Genomic DNA, 17,120 nt, shown 5'->3' with positions numbered 1-17,120 from the left:
GTCAGTAGATGGTGACGTCGTACGCGTCGACCGCCTCGCGGACCGGCTGGTAGAAGGTCGTGCCGCCGGTCCGGCAGTTGCCGCTGCCGCCAGAGGTGAGGCCGAGCGCGGTGGATCCGGAGTAGAGCGGACCACCGGAGTCGCCCGGCTCGGCGCACACGTTGGTCTGGATCAGACCCCGCACGACTCCGCTGCCCAGATAGCGGACCCGGGCGTTGAGGCCGGTGACCGTACCTGTGTGGGTGCCGGTCGTCGAGCCGGTGCGGGTCACCGACTGTCCGACGGAGGCGTCGCCGACGGTGAAGCCGCCCGGGTGGCTCTGCGCCGGGTTGTCGTAGCGGACCAGGCCGTAGTCGTCGCCGGGGAAGCTGTAGTCGATGGTCGGGCCGATCAGGTTGCTCTGCGCGGAGTTGCTGTACCAGGTGCTGATCACCTCGCCGCAGTGTCCGGCGGTGAGGAAGTAGTAGGTGCTGCCACTGACGACGTTGAATCCGAGCGAGCAACGGCCGCCGCTGCCGTAGATCGGGTCGCCGGACGAGACCAGTTGGGTGAACACGCCCGAGGTGCGCTCCACCCGGATCGCGCTGGCCATCCCGCGAGCGGCCAGCCTGACCTTCGCGAGTTCGGCCCGCGAGACGCTGCTGTCGGCGGTCACCACGACGCGGCCGGAGGCGCTGTCGACGTACCAGGCGATGCCTTCGACGCCGGAGGCTTCCACCAGGTCGCTTACCGTGGCGAGTTCGTTGGCGGTGTAGACCGCGGGGGCGGCGGCCCCGGCGGATGGCAGGGCGAGTACGCCGGCGGTGATCGTGCCGACTGCTACTGCGAGCAGCCGCGCCGACCTGCTCGAGATGTTACGGATCCGCACTGTTCCCTCCTGAATGGGGCTGGGAGTCGCAGGCTTGCCAGATCGTTGACAGTTTTGTCGCTCGTCGATGTCGATGCAAGCGCTATCACAGCAAAATTACTTAGACAATCACCTATCTGAGAAACAATGCAGACAGTTGTCTGGCGGGGTGATGTCCCGTGCCGGTCAGGAAGTGGCTAGGGCGAGCCCGCCGCCCGGATCATGCGGAGCTGGCCGATCTCCGTGGCGTTCTTCATCAGCTCCGCGTTGACCCAGCCGGCCAGGTGGGCGAGGCTCAGCCCGGCCTCGGCGGGCCATGGATAGGCAACGGGCCGGTCCAGGTCGGCGTCGGTGAGCCGGCCCAGCAGTGCCGTCCAGCTCGTACGCAGCTCCCGTAGCCAGCTGACGGTCGGCTCGCCACCGCCCGGCCAGTGGATGTTCGTCCGGTCAGGTGGCGTTCGTCCTTCGACGTGGTCGATCGCGACGGTCCACCACCAGCCGATGTGCCAGCTGAGCCAGGCGATCGTCGGCACCGGGACCGGATCCGGCTCCGTGTCGGCCCAGTCCGGCACCCAGTTGCCGTCGTCGGACGGCCGCAGCGTCCAGCAGACCGGTGCCGGCTCGGCGAGGAAGTCGTCGGAGGCCAGTCGCTCCAGGTGGTACTCGAACAGCGACCAGGTCAGATCGAACTGCCAGCGCAGCAGTTCCAGGCGGGTGGATGACATCGGACGATCATGCCAGCGCTGGACGGCAGGCGCTGAGAGATTCACCGACGGTTCGGAGAATGTGAGCCCTGGTCCGATTGTGCGCATCGCGCCTCGACGTATGGCTTTCCGTCGACGGGCACAATCCGTTGACAACGGCTTGAAGTGGGCGACCGGATAAAGCTGATGTGACGAGTTGTTGACATTGACTGTATTCTGCTCGGATTCCCGACCATCTCTTCCTGAAGCGATCTTGATAAGCTGTCCGGATCGGCTCGTTGAACACTTTTGTTCAAGATGCCAATTGTGCCGGCAGCATTCTTCGTTGAGAGGATCAAGGATGACCCGTCCTGCCCGCCTCACCCGGCGCGCCCTCGTCGCGGCGGTCGCCACAGCGCTCGTCGCCACCCTCGCGCCCAGCACCCCCGCGTCGGCCGCCGATCGACCCTTCACCTACCAGGTGATGCCCGGCACCGCGCAGTGGCGCGCGCTGAGCAGCCACCAGGAAATGGTCGACGCCGTACAGATGCCGGACAAGACCGCCGCCGCCCTGCGGACCCCGGTGCTGGTCGACGCCGTCCTGGCGTACCCGCTGCTGCCCGACGCGCTGGCCTTCAACAGCGTCCAACAAGGCTTCGAGACCGTCACCGCCCGCTTCACCGGACTGCAGGAACTGCTGCGCCGCCCCGACGCCGGCCCGGAACTACTCAAGCGCTACCGGACCCTGAACGTCGCTGCCCGCGACGGTGAAACCCTCGGCGACGCCGGTGACCGGGTGATGACCGCGTGGAAACTGGAGACCGTCCTCGCCCAGCCGCAGGTGCTGGCCACCCTGACCCCGGCGCAGTCCGACGAACTGCTGCGGGTCGGCCTCGCCGTGCACCGGGCCAAGCGGACCGACGCCGAGACGTACGGCCAGACCGGCCTGGAACCAACCGCGGTGCTGCTGGGCCGCGCCCTCGCGATCCGGGAGAACTGGGACTGGACCCACTCGGAACTGCTGCGCGAAGGCCTGCAAATGCGGCCGGGCGCGGTGGAGACCACCGTCGCGGCGGTACGGGCACACCTGGCCGACCCCAGCGTCGCCCACCCGGTCCGCGACGACGTCGGGACGCTGGACTACTACAGCACCGTCTACACCCCCAACGGCACCCCGGTCTCGGTGATCACCATGACGTCTGAGCTGACCAGCGCCCAGATCACCAGCGGCAACAACTACGTGGCCACCAACTATCCGTCGGCCACCCGGGAACGCAACGCCTCGCGCAAGTACAACTGCCACTCGTACGCCTGGTACAGCACCTCGAGCGCGAACAACCGGTGGATGAACAGCCCCGGTGACGACCAGTACTGGCTGGACGGCAGCTACACCCGCTGGCACCCGCCGTACATCTGGTTCTCCAACATGAAGCTGTCGTACGCCAGTGACGACCACTCCGGCATCTGGGTCGGCACCGGCAGCTACGTACGGTCCAAGTGGGGTCAGCTGCCCCTGATGTATCACTACTGGAACTACTCCCCGTACAGCAGCGCCACCACCAACTCGTACTTCCCGTCCTGATCGATCGTCGACCGGACCGACTCCTTCTGCACAGCCACGTGCCTGGCGGCAAAGGATGCCGCCAGGCACGTGGTGCAGGTCGGCCGCCTTCCGGCCGGCTGCTGCCTACTCGTAGCGCAGCGAGTTCACCGGGTCGGCCCGGGCAGCCCGCGACGCCGGCAGGGTGCCGGCCAGGAACGCGATCGCCATCACCAGCAGAATGATCACCGCGATCGAGACCGGTTCGAAGGCGATCAACGTCAGGCCAGGCAGATCCGACAGGAAGCCGCCGGCCAGTGCGCTGCTGATCGCCGTGCCCGCCGCGATCGCCAGCACCGCACCGATCGCGCTGCCGAGGAAGCCGATGACCGTGGCCTCCAGGCTGAACAGGCCGAACACCTTGCCGGAGCCCATGCCCATCGCCTTCATCAGGCCGATCTCGCGGGTGCGCTCCTGCACCGACATGAACAGGGTGTTGACGATTCCGAAGCTCGCCGCCAGCAGCGCGATCACCGCGAAGGCGTTGAGCACCAGCACGATGCCGTCGATCACGGTCCGGAACGCGCCGAGCTGGTCGGCGACCGTGCTCCCGGTGTAGCCGGCGTCGGCCAGCCGGTCCTTCAGCGCGCTGATCTGCTCGTCGGTTGCGGCCGGGTCGAACCAGATGCTCGCCTGGGCGTACCGCTGCGCCTCGGCGGCGGGCAGGCCGGTGTTCTGCGCGTCGAACAGCGCGTCGGTCAGCGCGTCGTTGGGCACGATGCTGGCCCCGTCCGGGGTCGCCAGGGTCTCCTCGGCCACCCCGACGATCGTCGCCTCGATGACCTGCTCTGTGCGCTCGGCGTCGGTGACCGCGATCGAGACGGTCTGCCCGACCGCCGCCGCGTCGTCGGCGAAGCCGAGCGGTTCGACGTACGACGTCGGGAGCGCGAGCTGCAGCTGCGATGACGAGTTGTCCGGCTCGGCCCCGGCCGCCAGCGGCGTCTGCTGCCCGGCGACCAGCCCACCGACGTTGACGACGTAGCGCGTGCCGTCGCCGACCTGGATGTAGTCGGCGCTGATCGACCTGGTGGCCTGGACGTCGAGCACACCCTCGATGTCGGCCAGCGTGTCGATGTCGGCCGGGGTGAGCGCGACGACGGTCTGACCGGGCGGACCGGGCTGCCCGCTCGACACGGCGTCCGGGTCGTACTCGGCCGGCCCGCTGTCGGCGGTGCCAAACCCGTCGCCCTGCTCGGAGGTCTTCATGACCGTCATGACGTCGGAGGCGCCGATCGCCGTCACCGTGTCGTCGATGTAGGCGTTGATGCCGGTGCCCAGCCCGCTGGTCAGGGTCAGGGTAAACGCGCCGATGAAGATCGCCAGGATCGTCAGCAGCGTACGGGTCTTGGACCGGAAGGTGTTCGCGGTGGCCGAACCGATCAGATCGGAGATCTTCATGCCGGCACCGCCACCGAGTCGCCGACCAGGTGGCCGTCCCGGACGAGGATGCGGCGGTCACAGCGCGACGCGAGCTCCTCGTCGTGGGTGACGACGATGAGGGTGATGCCGTTGTGCCGGTTGAGGTCGAAGAGAATGTCCTCCACCACCGCGCCGGTGGTGGAGTCGAGGTTGCCGGTGGGCTCGTCGGCGAAAATGATCCGCGGATTGTTCACCAGTGCCCGGGCGATCACGACGCGTTGTTTCTGCCCGCCGGAGAGATTCGCGGCCTTGTTCTTCGCCTTGTCGGCGAGTTCCAGCTGTTCCAGGGCGGCCATGCCGCGCTGTTTGCGCTCGTTGCGACCCACCCCGGCGATCTTCATCGGGAGCATGACGTTGTCGAGCACGGAGATGTTCGGGGTGAGGAAGAACTGCTGGAAGACGAACCCGAACGTCTTGTTCCGGGTCTGGTTGAGGCGGCTGCCCCGCAGCGTACGGGTATCGACCCCGCCCAGCGTGATCGTGCCTGACGTCGGGGCGTCCAGCAGCGCGAGAATATGCATCAGGGTCGACTTGCCCGATCCGCTCTTGCCGAGGATCGCGACGCTCTCTCCGTCATGAATGTCGAAGTTGACTCCCTTCAGCGCGTCGAAGCTGTTCGCGCCGCGACCGTACGTCTTCCGTACGTCGACAGCCGAGATGACAGGGCTTTCCATCGGACTCCTCGTATTCGCCGACCAGGCCGCTTTCCGGCTGGTGTCTCCATCGTCGTCGGCGGCCCGGCCCGCCGCGTCACTCTGCGGCGGGCATCCGCGTACCACGTTCGCGGTAGCGGGGATTACCACGCCAGGTGGACCTGCCCGCTCATGACGGCCGGCAGACTGGGACCATGACGACCACTGCGGCCGGGCCGGCGGACCCGAGGTACCGCCGTCCGCGCGTACCGCCGTGGGCCGGTGACCTCGTCGCAGCGGTGATCATCGTCGCGATGGCGCTCATCCAGTTCAAGATCCCCGAGCACGAGCCGGCCGGGACCGTCGCCGTCGCCCTCGCGGTCGTCCCCGCCGGGCTGTTGCCGCTGCGGCGGCGCTGGCCGCTGCCCGTGCTCGCCGGCTGTATCGCCATATACGGTCTCGTCGCGGCCACCGGGGCGCTGGAGCCGGGCGTGGTGCTCGCCGTGTCGATCGCCATGTTCGGGGCGGCGAACCGCACGGACCGGCGGACCACGCTCACCGCCGCCTGCGCCGCCGTCGTCGTGACGGCCCTGCTCAACCTTCTGACGGCGATCGGGAGCGTGTTCGATCCCCGCGCGTTCCAGGTCACCGTCGTGGTCGCGTTCGCCGCCGCCGCTGGCGACGCCACCCGCTCCCGGCGGGAGTATCTGCGCGCCATCATCGAACGCGCAGAACGAGCGGAACAGACCCGCGAATCCGAGGCCCGCCGACGGGTGACCGAGGAGCGGCTGCGGATCGCCCGTGACCTGCACGACGTCGTCGCCCACCAGATCTCGGTGATCAGTCTCAACGCCGGGGTGGCCTCGTCGGCGCTGCAGACCCGTCCCGAGCGGGCACAGCAGGCCCTCGGGGTCATCCGGGGCGCGGCCCGGACCGTGTTGACCGAGATCGGCGACCTGCTGCGGGTGCTGCGTACCGAGGACGACGACGCTGGCGGGGCGGCGGCCCCGCAACCTGGCCTCGACCAGCTCGACCGGCTGGTCAGCGGGTTCGCCGACGCGGGCCTGAGCGTCTCGGTGCGGACCGAAGGGGACCTGGCGGCGGTCAGCGGCGCGGTCGACGTGGTCGCGTACCGGGTCGTCCAGGAAGGTCTCACCAACGCGCACAAACACGGTGCCGAGCACCGCGCCCGCGTCCTGATCGAGATCGACGCCAATCAAGTTCTGGTGGTGGTCACGAACCCGGTGTCCGGCCGATCGTCCGACGACCGGCCCGAGGTACCCAGTGGCGGACACGGCCTGGTCGGTCTGCGGGAACGGGTCGCCTCGGTCCGTGGCGTCGTCGAAACCGGCCTGTCCCCGGGTGGCTACCGGCTCGCCGCCACCCTGCCACTGCCCAAGGAGGATCCCCGGTGACCAGCGTGCTCGTCGTGGACGACCAGCCACTGATCCGCCAGGCCGTCACGGACATCCTGACCGACGACGGCCGGATCAGCGTCGTCGGCGAAGCCGTCAACGGTACGCAGGCCGTCGCGCTCGCCGCCTCGCTGCGCCCCGACGTCGTACTGATGGACATCCGGATGCCGGAACTGGACGGCATCGGCGCGACGGCGGCGATCTGCGCGGACCCGGCGCTCGCCGAGACCCGGGTGCTGATCCTCACCACGTTCGAGGAGGACGAATACCTGGTGGCGGCGTTGCGGGCCGGCGCGAGCGGGTTCATCGGCAAAGGGGCGGAGCCGGAGGAGATCGTCCGCGCGGTCCGTGCGGTGTACGCCGGTGAGGCGTTGCTGTCGCCGGCCGCGACCCGCAGCCTCATCGAGCGGTACGTGCTACCCAATGCCGCACCGGTCACGGTGAGCCGGCCGAATCCGGCCAGCGAGGCGATCGACCAGTTGACCGACCGGGAACGCGAGGTGCTGCTGCTGGTCGCGCGCGGCCGGTCGAACCAGCAGATCGCCGAGGACCTGGTGATCTCGCCACACACGGCGAAGACCCACGTCAACCGGATCATGACCAAGCTGTACGCGCACGACCGCGCCCAACTGGTCATCCTCGCGTACGAAAGTGGCCTGCTCACTCCCGGCCTGGCCTGAGGTCGAGGTGACTGTCGGAGATCTTGCATCGGGCTGGCCGGGTCTGCCTTGTGATCCATGGACCGACCTGCATACCGTATTGATATGTCCCGATCATTATCGTTGGTGGGGCGGGGGCGCCTGCCGAGCGGGGTGCGGGCCGCCGTGGTCGTAGCGGCCGGCACGGCGCTGTCGTTGCTCGCGGTCGCTCCGGTGCGGGCCGCCGACATGGTCCCCCAGGCCTGTCCTATCGAGGAGACCTACGAGGTCTGGACGCCGCAGAAGGTCTGGATCTCCACCGACACCGCGAGCGACTGGCAGACCGGCCCCGGGTCGATCGACTTCACCGGTAGCGGCACGATCGACATCGCGGTCACCACGTCGGCGAGCTTCTCGGTCTCGGCCAGTGCGCTCGTCGCGTCGGCTGAGACCACCTTCGGCGTCGACCTCACCGTCGGGTCGAGCCACACGACCAGCTGGAGCCATTCGATCCCGCTGTCGTCCGGTGTGACGTCCCGCCTGGTACGGACGAAAGAAGGCCGGCTGTTCGGCTTCAAGAAGCACCGGCTCAACACCAACTGCACGGTGACCACGTCGGTTGACGCGGTGGCGTACGCCCCACTCGCGTCACACAGTTCGAACTACTACTGCTGGAAGCGGGACGACTACCCGGCGACGGCCTGGTGGTATCCGAACCCGCAGGGCGGGTGTTAACAGAGGGTGACGTGGGGAGACATGGGGAAGCTGCCTGCCGTCCTGGGCCTCGCCGCGGTCCTGGCGTTCGGCATCGCGGGGTGCACCGGCGACCCGCACGGCCCGGATGGCGGGGCGCCGTCGCCGTCGTCGTCCGCAGGCCTGGCCGACGACGACCATCGAGGTGTCGCCCTCGAATGGGCCGGGCGCGGCAGCCAGCACAGCTCACAGCTTGAGGTCAGCCAGAGTCGCTACGACGGCCTGGTCGTCTTCCGGAACGTGACAGGCTCTCCGGTCCAGCTGATCTCCGTCGAGATGGCGGCAGGTGATTCGACGGTCGTCAGCGTGGACCGGGTCGGCCTGGTGGCGCTGGCGCCGGACCAGGCCGACGGCGTCGGCTTCACCGACCGGTTCCCACCCGTGTTCGCACCTGATCTGACCGCCGTCGACCCGGCTTCGGCCGAGATCCTGCCGAGCGATCCCAGCCAGGAACGCTACTCGGCCGTATTCAAGATCACGGCCGTCCGGCCTGGCCTGTGGGAGGCCCCACCCGTCACGGTGACCTACCGGTCGACCGGGGGCGTTCGCTCAATCGACTTCCCGCACCGGCTCTCCGTCTGCGTCGATCCCGCCTCGACGGCCGAGTGTTGAGGCGGGCCCGACGGACCCGTCAGCTACCAGCGGACGAGGACGACGGTTTCGTCGACGAGCTGGGCGCGGGTCGCCTGGTAGCCACCGGCCACGATCGCCTTGCTCAGCGAGTTCGACTGTGAGTACCAGTACCCCGATCCGGCGCGGGCAGACGGTGCCAGTGGACCCCCGATGACGGTCTCCAGTTCGTCGAAGGTGACCGGCAGCGATTCGGCGTCCTGCTCACGTAGCCAGCCGGTCAGCGGTTTGTACTTGCTGGTCAGGGCGACGGAGTGGCCGGGGGTCGACTCCTCCTCGGTCTCGTCGACCTTCTCGGCCGGCAGCTTGTCTTTCTCGGCCGTGGCCAGGGGTGCGACGGCGGCGACGGCGGTCGGTGCCGGCCAGATCTGGAGGATCCGCTCGATGAACTCGGCGGTGCGCTGGCGGATCTGCTCGACGTCCCAGCCGTGCGGTGCGGTCAGCAGGATGTCGGCGTTGATCTTCAACGTCGTGTGCTTCTGCAGCTCGGTCAGCTTGCCGGTGGGGGCGGCGCCGACCGACTGGGCCTGTTCGTCGGTCCACGGCCGGTTGGACATGGACGGGTTCAGCTTGTTGTTGACCAGGGTCAGGTTGCCGATGGTGTGCAGCAGCTTGTCCCGCTCAGCGGCCAACTCCTCGGTGAGTCCGGCGGTCCAGTACGTTTGCCACTTCTGTGGCAGCAGGTGCTCGATGGTGAGATTGCGGGGGCAGTGCGGCTGCTCGCTCTTGGGGGTACGCCGGTGCTCCTCGACGGCCTCCAGGACCATGCGCAGCCGGGCCCGCAGCAGCGTCCGGTAGACCGGCGCGGTGGTCAGTGCCTCGCGTACCTGGGCGTCGGTGGGCCAGAACCGGGAGTCGGCTCGCTGTCCGGCGAGGAAGGTCTCGGTGACGTCGCCGGCGGTCGCCGGGCCGGTCTCGTCGAGTCTGCGCAGCAGATCGAGCGTCAGCCGGTTGATGTCCTTGCTGGTGAGCCGGCACAGCGCCCGGCGTACCAGCCAGCTTTCCAGCGCGGCGAGGGCCTTGTCCCGCTGGACCGTGGGCAGCTCCTGATCGGTCCAGCGAAGCAGCCACAGCAGGACCGGGGTGACCACCGCCGAGTCCATCGCCTGCAGCACCCGGTAGCGGAACCTACCGACAGCCGAATCGGCCGGCCACTTGTCCAGGGCCGCATAGCTGGCGGCGTCGCGGGACAGGTCGGCGAGCAGCGCCGGCAGGTCGAGCTGCTCCGGCGCCGGCAGGTGCTCCTTGAAGGACAGGTAGAGACGGTCTGCCGGCACCTCCCTGAGGGTCCGGGTGATCAGCCAGTGGTGGAGGAAGATGTCGATCCGGGGCACGTACTGCCGGCCACGGGCGACGCGCAGCCGCCAGTGGTCGGTGTCCAACTGCTCCCAGTGCTCGCGGTACAGACCAGCCACGTCGAGCTGCCGCGCCTGCGCGATCTGGAAGACCAGGTTCTTGATCAGGTCGGCGGCGAGCAGCGGCATACCCCGGCTGTTGAGACTCTCGAAGATCACCTGGGCGTTGTCGCCCGGCTCCAGCTGGATCACCACCAGCTTCAAGTGGTCGCGCAGCGCCTGGGCCAGCGCCTGAAGTCGGGCAGCGGCCTTGTCCGGGTCACCGGTGACCTCGGCCCACTCGGCGATCGCCCGGACGAAGAAGTCGTGGCCACGCACCAGCGCCGAGCCGGCCAGCTCCGCGTCGGGCGTGCCGTCGCCGTCCATCGCGGCCCGGAAGGCTTCCTGGTCGCGGTCGGTCGGCCAGACCTTGTACGCCTCCGACGGGTTCTGCAGGATCTCGGGCTGGTTGCGGACCAGGACCTGCAGCGCCTGTGCGTGCAGAGCGCTGCCGTGCTGTGCGGCGACCCGCTGTGCCGCGTTCAGCATCAGCTGCAGGGTGGTCAACCGCTGCTGGCCATCGATGACCTGGCGCATCGTGACGTAGCCGGATGAGCCGGCCGGCTGGTCGAGCACGATCGCGCCGAGAAAGTGCGGGGCGACCGGTAGGTTGCCGTATCCGGCCGGTGTAGTCAGCACGTCCTCCGCCACCCTGGCGACGTCCTCCCACAAGGGAACCCATTGGTCCTGCTCGTTCCACACGTACGGCCGCTGGAACAGCGGCACGACGTGCCGGACCTGGTGACCGAAGATCGCGGTCGGGGTGAGGGTGTGTGCCTGCATGTCGGGTGCCTCGCGAGGGTTCGGTGGTGGTCAGTGGGTGGTCGGTGGTGGTCAGTGGGCGGGCCGGGCGTCGAGGAACGGGCTGGGTGCGCCGGCGTAGGAGACATAGAGCGAGTCCCGGGCGCGGGTGCAGGCGACGAAGAGCAGGCAGCGTTCCCGTTGCAGGTCGTGCCGGTGCGCGGCGGGGTCGTCGTCGGCTGCGGTGATCGTCGAGCGGGCCGGCATGGTGTCGGCGTCGACGCCGATCGCCGCGACGCAGCGGAACTCGAGCCCTTTCATCGCGTGCATGGTGCCGACCCGTACCGCGTTGGTCTTGCTGGCAGTGGGGGTGCTGACCGGGATGCCGGCGGTGCCGAGCCGGTCGCGGGCGGCGCGGGCCAGGTGGCCGTTGCGTGCGGCGACGGCGATCGCGTGCGGTTCGACTCCGTCGTCGATCCAGCGGCGTACCTGGTTGACGAGCTGGTCGTGCTCGGCGTCGCGGTCGGGGTGCCCGGCGATCCGGGGCCGCCGGCCGTGCATCGGCGAGCGGTAGCCGGTCAAGTTGTCCGGCTGGTCGTCGAGTCCGGTCGGGTCGACTCCGGTGAGCAGCCGTACCGACCAGGCGAGGATTTCCTGGGTGGTGCGGTAGTTGATGGTCAGTTTCCGGCTGCGCCCCCGGATCCCGACGCCGAGGCTGCCCAGCGACACGTGGTTGTCGTAGATGCGTTGGTGCGGGTCGGCGACGATGAACAGGTCGTCGGGGCCGGCGGCGACGGCGGCCCGCAGCAGCCGCCACTGCGCCGGGTGCAGGTCCTGGCCTTCGTCGACGATGACGTGCCGGTACGGGCGGTCCGGCCGTTCGGCGAGGATCTTCGCCGCCTGGTCGGCCAGCTGCAGGTGGGTGTGCTGGTCCTGTTGCCGCAGCGCGTCGGTGACCTGCCGGATCGCTTCCCAGACGGCGAGCCGCTGGTCGGCGCGCAGCGGTGCGCCCCGGCCGTGCCGGCGGGCGGCGAGGTAGCCGGCCGGCTCGGTGATGCCCTGGGCGAGGATCACCTGCTCCCATTCACGTTGCAGGAAGGCAGCGCTGTGCTGCCCGCCGGTGGCGGCGGCGGCCTGTTCCCACAGCGGTCGGGTGACGGTCCTGGCGTCGGCGATGGCCGGTTGGCGGCCGAGGGTTTCGGCGACGATCCGGTAGGCGAGCCGGTCGACGTTCAGCACGTCGATCCGGTCCCGTACCGACGCATCGTCGGTGAGCAGGCCGAGTTGCCGGTCGAGGGCGTCGGCGAGGTTGCGGGTGAAGGTGGTCAGCAGCAATCGGTCCGGGCCGTCGGTCGTCCGGGCGGCGAGGAACACCGCCCGGTGCAGGGCGGTCACCGTCTTGCCGGTGCCGGCACTGCCGGTGACCAGCGCCGGTCCGGCGTACGACGGCCGGTGGGCGATCTCGCGTTGGGTCGGGTGCAGGAAGACCCGCCAGGCGTCGAACGGGTGGGCGAGGATGCTGGCCAGTTCGGCGGGTCCGGAGACCAGATGGAAGCGGTCCGGGGTGCGGGCGGCGGCGGCGGTCAGGTCGTCCGGGTCGACCGGCTCGGCGGGGGCGCTGGTCGGCAGGTGTGCGCTGACCTCGTCCCAGACCTGTTCCGGGGTGTATCCGGCGGCGAGGCCGGTGAGTGCGTCGTACTGGGCGGTGGGTAGCAGGTTCGCCAGGGCTTCCAGGTGCGCGTCGGTGGTGAGCAGCCGGACCAGGGGGAGGATGTCGGCGTCGACGCCGAGCCGGATCAGGTCGGCGTCGTTGACCCGGCTGAACAGCAGGCTCGGGTTGGCCCTGGCGGCCTGCTGCAGGGCTGGCTCGATGCTGTCGAGGGCCTGTTGGTTGCGGACCTCGAGGACGCCGAGGGCCTGGTTGACGGTGAACCGCCGGCTGCTGGCGTACTCGATGGCGTCGTCGTGGGGCAGGACGGTGAGCAGCAAGAATTCGTCGCCGCTGGTCGGGGCGAGTACGACGCCCCGGTAGAACTGGGTGATCCGGATGGTGCGGATGCGGGAGTCCTTGGCGTTGGCGAGTTTCTCCAGGTGGATGCCGGCGTGGGTGTGTGCCGCGAACTTGTCGATCACGGCGGAAACCGATTTCTGGACGGGTTTCTGCAGCTTGGCATAGTCGGCCAGGAAGTCCTTGGCGATTCCGAGCTTGGCCACTGTCGTAACCCCTGTCGACTGTGTAGACAAATTGCACTAACCTGCACGCCTGCGTTCGCGGAGAGCCCATGTTACGCAGTGGTCCCGGGCTCAGGAAACGACGAAAGGTGCAGAGTGGAGGCACGTACGTATGGAATGGGCCGTTCGGACACTTCGCACCAAACTATCGACGATGCTCAGCGTGCCGGATCGGCTGTCCCAACCCTGACGGAGCAGTCGGCGGCGCCCGCCGAAGGCCAACTGGTAACGGTACGAAACCGCAGGTGGGTGGCGGCGCAGGTGCATCGCGGCGAGGTCGCCAGCGCCGATCCGCACGTGTTCACCGGGCAGGCGCCGCACCTGGTGCAGCTGATCAGCGTTGAGGACGATGCCCGCGACGAGGAGTTGCGGGTGGTCTGGGAGTTGGAGCCCGGTCGGGCGGTGCACGACTCCACCGTCCTGCCCGGTCCGGGTGACGGGTTCGACGACCCGGCCCAACTGGACGCATTCCTCGACGCGGTCCGTTGGGGTGCGATTGCCTCGGCCGACCGTACGGCGTTGCAGGCCCCGTTCCGTTCCGGCGTGGAGATCGAGGATTACCAGCTCGACCCGGTGGTGCGGGCGCTGTCCATGCCGCGGACCAATCTATTGATTGCCGATGATGTCGGACTGGGTAAGACAATTGAATCCGGCCTGGTCATGCAGGAGTTGATGTTGCGGCACCGGGCCCGGACGATGGTGATCGTCTGCCCGGCCGGGCTGACCCGGCAGTGGCGCGACGAAATGCGCGACAAGTTCGGCCTCGAATTCCGCATCGTCGACAGCGCACTGCTGCGTGACCTGCGACGCAGCCGAGGCCTGTACGCGAACCCGTGGACCCACTACCCCCGGTTGATCGTCAGCGTCGACTGGCTCAAACGCGACCGCCCGCTGCGGCTGCTCCGCGAGGTGCTGCCGACCGCCCCCCGCTACCCGCGCGCCATCGACCTGCTCGTGGTCGACGAGATCCACACCTGCGCGCCGGCCGGCCGGGGCCGCTACGCCACCGACTCCCAGCGGACGAAGGCGATCCGGACCCTCGCCCCGCACTGCGAGCACCGGCTGTTCCTGTCGGCGACCCCGCACAACGGCTACCTGGAGTCGTTCACCGCGCTGCTGGAGCTGCTCGACGACCAGCGCTTCGCCCGAGGGGTGAAACCGACCGACGAGCAACTGGCCCGGGTGATGGTCCGCCGGCTCAAAAGTGAACTGCCACGGAGGTGGGACGGCACCCCACGGTTCCCGGTGCGCCGCCTCGACTACCTTGAAGTCGACTACCCGGCCGCCGAACGGCACGCCCACGAGCTGCTGTCGCGCTACGCCGCCAGCCGCCGCGACGCCGCCGCCGACCGGGCCGGGCAGCTCGCCGCCGACTTCGTCACCACGCTGCTCAAACGCCGGCTCTTCTCGTCACCGAAGGCGTTCGCCGAAACCGTCGACACCCACCTGGCCACGATGTCCGCCCGCACCGACGGCCACCCCGCCGACACCGCACCGGTACGCGACAAGGCCGACAAGGTGCTGCGGCCGGCGATCGACCGGCTCGACGAGACCGCCGAGGACGACGAGGCGTACGGCGAGGTCGAAACCGACGCCCTGACCGCCGTACGCCGCTGGGCGCCGCCGCTGTCCACCCAGGAAAAGGCGCTGCTCACCGGGCTGCAGACCTGGGCCCGGTCGGCGCAGCACCAGCCGGACGCCAAGTTCACCGCGCTGCGCGCCTGGCTGGACCCGATCGTGCGGCCGGGCGGCGACTGGTCCGGCGAACGGGTCATCATCTTCACCGAGTACCGCGACACCCAGTGCTGGCTGCACGAACGGCTGATCACCGCCGGCTACCCGGCGGAACGGATCGCGTTGCTGTTCGGCGGCCAGGACCCGCAGGACCGCGAACAGGTCAAGAACGTGTTCACCGAGGACCCGGCCCTGGACCCGGTACGGGTGCTGCTGGCCACCGACGCCGCCAGCGAAGGCATCAACCTGCAGCGCCACTGCCACCGGCTGCTGCACTGGGAGATCCCGTGGAACCCCAACCGGCTGGAGCAGCGCAACGGCCGCATCGACCGGCACGGTCAACGGGCCGCCGAGGTGCAGGTGCTGCACTTCGTCCCGGCCGGCTGGCAGCACGCCGACTACACCGACGGGTCCCTTGAGGACGAGCTGGCGTTCCTGCGGCTGGCTGTGGAGAAGGTCGAGGCGATCCGCACCGACCTGGGCAGCGCCGGTGAGGTCATCGCCACCCAGGTCGAGCAGAAGATGACCGGCAAGCGTACGGACTGGCGGGCAACCGACGCCGAGATCGGCCAGCGGGCCAGCCGTGCCCGGCTACGGTACGAGCGGGACCTGGCCCGTGAACTGCAGCGGCTCACCGAGAAGCTGCATGCCAGCCGTACCCAGCTGAACCTGACCCCGGCCACGGTGGAGCGGGTGGTCCGCACGGCGCTGCGGCTGGCGCACCGCCGCGACCTGATCGTGGCCCCGACCCCGGCGGACGCCACCGGCACCTGGTTCCGGCTGCCGGAGCTGCCGGGCGCGTGGGCAACGGCCCGCACCGACGGTCTGCTGCATCCGGTCACCGGCCGGGAAAGGCCGGTCACGTTCGACCCGGACGCCGCGAAGGGCCGCACCGACGTGGTGCTGCTGCACCTCGGGCATCGGCTGGTCGGCATGTGCCTGCGGCTGCTGCGCGCCGAACTGTGGTCGCGGACCGGCGGCAGCACCGGGAAGCGGCTGCACCGGGTCACCGCCCGGATCGTCCCCGGCGACCTGCTGCGCAGCCCGGCGCTGATCGCCCACGGCCGGGTGGTGATCACCGGCACGGAAGGCACCCGACTGCACGAGGAGATCATCACCGCGGGCGGGCCGATCGTCGCCGGCAGACTGACCCGCGCCCGCCAGGAGGAGCTGGACGCGCTACTCGCCGCCGCCACCGACGAGACACCGGCGGAGCCGATGCTGGGCCAGCTCGTCGAGCTGTGGCCGACGCTGTCCGAGCCGCTCAGCCGGGCCCTCGCCGTCCGCGCCGACCAGCGCAAACGCAGCCTGTACAGCCTGCTGGAGCAGCGCTGCGCCGAGGAGGTCACCGCGATCGAGGCGGTGCTCGACGAGCTGGCGGCCAACATCCGGGCCCGCCTCGACGACACGCCGTCCTGGGAACAGCCGTCGCTGTTCGAGCTGGAACGCGAACAACTGCACGCCGACCGGGACGCCCTGCGGAACCGGCTGCGCGACATCCCGGCGCAGCGGCAGCGGGAAACCGACGCGCTGCGCCGCCGCTACGCCGACCCGACCGCCCGCTGGTTCCCCGCCGCCGTCACCTGCCTGGTGCCCGCCTGGATCGCCCGAGGTGCCCGCTGATGCCGTCCACCCGAAGCACCGCCACCGCAGTCACTGCCGGCCGTCGCCCGTACCGGCCGGCTCCGCAACGTGCCGACGAACAGCACGCCGAATGGCTCGGCCTGCTCGGCCCGGACGGGCCGTTCCTGACCGTGCCGGTGCTGACCGCCGCCCTGCCCGACGGCCTGGACACCGTGCCCGACGAGGTCCGCCAGCGGATCCGCCAAGGCTGGGGTGAGATCCTCGACGCCCCGCCGGACCTGCTCGCCCCGGCCTGGGTGGAGCTGATCCTGACCGAGCTGCTGCGCTACCCGGCCAGCGCCCGTGGCGACGGCACCGCGCTGCCGTCGGAGATCCTCGCCGGCGCCGACCGGCGTCGCCGTCGACCCGACTGGATCATGTACGGGCCGGAGCCCGGCGGCGGCCGGGCCGCCCGGCTGCACGTCTACCACCTGCCGGCTGACACCCCGCTGACCAGGCCGGACGGCGACCGGCCGGCACCCACCGAGCAGGCCGCACAGCTGTGCCGCGACACCCGCACCCCGGTGGCGCTGCTCACCAACGGCCAGCACTGGGCGCTGGTGCACGCCCGCCACCGGAGTCGCCGTCTTCGACGCCGACCTGTGGTTGGAGGAGCCGCTGCTGCTGCGGGCGTTCGCCACCCTGCTGGCGGCGAGCCGGGTGCTGCCGCCGGCCGCCAACCCGGACGGCACCGCGTCGACCAGCCTCGCCGGGTTGTTCGTCCGCAGCGCCGACGCCCTCACCCAGGTCACCACCACCCTCGGTGACCAGGTCCGCCG

General features: G+C 69.7%; 13 protein-coding genes. 7 read left to right on the top strand and 6 right to left on the bottom strand.

Annotated elements, in window-relative coordinates; translation table 11 throughout:
* Position 1 precedes the first annotated feature (1 nt).
* Positions 2-868, bottom strand: a complete 867-nt coding sequence (locus ACFHVL_RS05065; RefSeq protein ID WP_416625896.1) for a S1 family peptidase — start codon at positions 866-868, stop codon at positions 2-4.
* A gap of 176 nt (positions 869-1,044) precedes the next feature.
* A complete protein-coding gene (locus ACFHVL_RS05060) occupies positions 1,045-1,572 on the bottom strand; it encodes a DinB family protein (protein WP_416625895.1) in 528 nt (175 codons plus the stop codon).
* Positions 1,573-1,891: 319 nt separating this feature from the next.
* Between ACFHVL_RS05060 and ACFHVL_RS05055 the strand changes: the two genes are divergently transcribed.
* Positions 1,892-3,112: a hypothetical protein gene (locus ACFHVL_RS05055; RefSeq protein ID WP_416625894.1), complete on the top strand. Its 1,221-nt coding sequence runs from the start codon at positions 1,892-1,894 to the stop codon at positions 3,110-3,112.
* 105 nt (positions 3,113-3,217) lie between these two features.
* On the opposite strand, the gene ACFHVL_RS05050 is transcribed toward ACFHVL_RS05055, so the two are convergent.
* Positions 3,218-4,528, bottom strand: a complete 1,311-nt coding sequence (locus ACFHVL_RS05050; RefSeq protein WP_416625893.1) for an ABC transporter permease — start codon at positions 4,526-4,528, stop codon at positions 3,218-3,220.
* Positions 4,525-5,223, bottom strand: a complete 699-nt coding sequence (locus tag ACFHVL_RS05045) for an ABC transporter ATP-binding protein (protein ID WP_416551048.1) — start codon at positions 5,221-5,223, stop codon at positions 4,525-4,527. Before ACFHVL_RS05045 ends, ACFHVL_RS05050 begins: the two co-directional genes overlap by 4 nt.
* A 173-nt stretch (positions 5,224-5,396) precedes the next feature.
* Between ACFHVL_RS05045 and ACFHVL_RS05040 the strand changes: the two genes are divergently transcribed.
* The 4 genes from ACFHVL_RS05040 to ACFHVL_RS05025 all read left to right on the top strand — a co-directional run bounded on the left by ACFHVL_RS05040 (position 5,397) and on the right by ACFHVL_RS05025 (position 8,599).
* Positions 5,397-6,596: a sensor histidine kinase gene (locus ACFHVL_RS05040; RefSeq protein ID WP_416625892.1), complete on the top strand. Its 1,200-nt coding sequence runs from the start codon at positions 5,397-5,399 to the stop codon at positions 6,594-6,596.
* The gene (locus tag ACFHVL_RS05035) at positions 6,593-7,276 is read left to right on the top strand and encodes a response regulator (RefSeq protein WP_416625891.1); all 684 of its coding nucleotides are present in this window, start codon (positions 6,593-6,595) and stop codon (positions 7,274-7,276) included. Before ACFHVL_RS05040 ends, ACFHVL_RS05035 begins: the two co-directional genes overlap by 4 nt.
* Before the next feature lie 84 nt (positions 7,277-7,360).
* Complete coding sequence (locus ACFHVL_RS05030; protein WP_416625890.1) at positions 7,361-7,969, top strand: hypothetical protein; 609 nt, start codon at positions 7,361-7,363, stop codon at positions 7,967-7,969.
* Between the two features lie 21 nt (positions 7,970-7,990).
* Complete coding sequence (locus ACFHVL_RS05025; RefSeq protein WP_416625889.1) at positions 7,991-8,599, top strand: hypothetical protein; 609 nt, start codon at positions 7,991-7,993, stop codon at positions 8,597-8,599.
* A 23-nt stretch (positions 8,600-8,622) separates the two neighbouring features.
* Here the strand turns inward: ACFHVL_RS05025 and ACFHVL_RS05020 are convergent, their stop codons facing one another.
* Positions 8,623-10,794 carry a DUF262 domain-containing protein gene (locus ACFHVL_RS05020; RefSeq protein WP_416625888.1) on the bottom strand — a complete coding sequence of 724 codons (2,172 nt, stop codon included), beginning with the start codon at positions 10,792-10,794 and terminating at the stop codon, positions 8,623-8,625.
* Positions 10,795-10,845: 51 nt separating this feature from the next.
* Complete coding sequence (locus ACFHVL_RS05015; protein WP_416625887.1) at positions 10,846-12,966, bottom strand: UvrD-helicase domain-containing protein; 2,121 nt, start codon at positions 12,964-12,966, stop codon at positions 10,846-10,848.
* A 135-nt stretch (positions 12,967-13,101) separates the two neighbouring features.
* On the opposite strand from ACFHVL_RS05015, the gene drmD reads away from it, so the two are divergent.
* Both drmD and ACFHVL_RS05005 read left to right on the top strand, forming a co-directional pair.
* A complete protein-coding gene (drmD, locus tag ACFHVL_RS05010) occupies positions 13,102-16,341 on the top strand; it encodes a DISARM system SNF2-like helicase DrmD (protein ID WP_416625886.1) in 3,240 nt (1,079 codons plus the stop codon).
* Positions 16,341-17,108, top strand: coding sequence for a hypothetical protein (locus ACFHVL_RS05005; RefSeq protein ID WP_416625885.1), 768 nt, complete (start codon positions 16,341-16,343; stop codon positions 17,106-17,108). Before drmD ends, ACFHVL_RS05005 begins: the two co-directional genes overlap by 1 nt.
* Positions 17,109-17,120 lie beyond the last annotated feature (12 nt).

Origin of the sequence: Micromonospora sp. LOL_023, from assembly GCF_048060115.1 — a bacterium.
In the GTDB taxonomy this organism is placed as follows: Bacteria; Actinomycetota; Actinomycetes; order Mycobacteriales; family Micromonosporaceae; genus Micromonospora_E.
The sequence above is the reverse complement of the archived record's forward strand: the minus strand, read 5'-3'. Positions and strand labels throughout refer to the sequence as shown.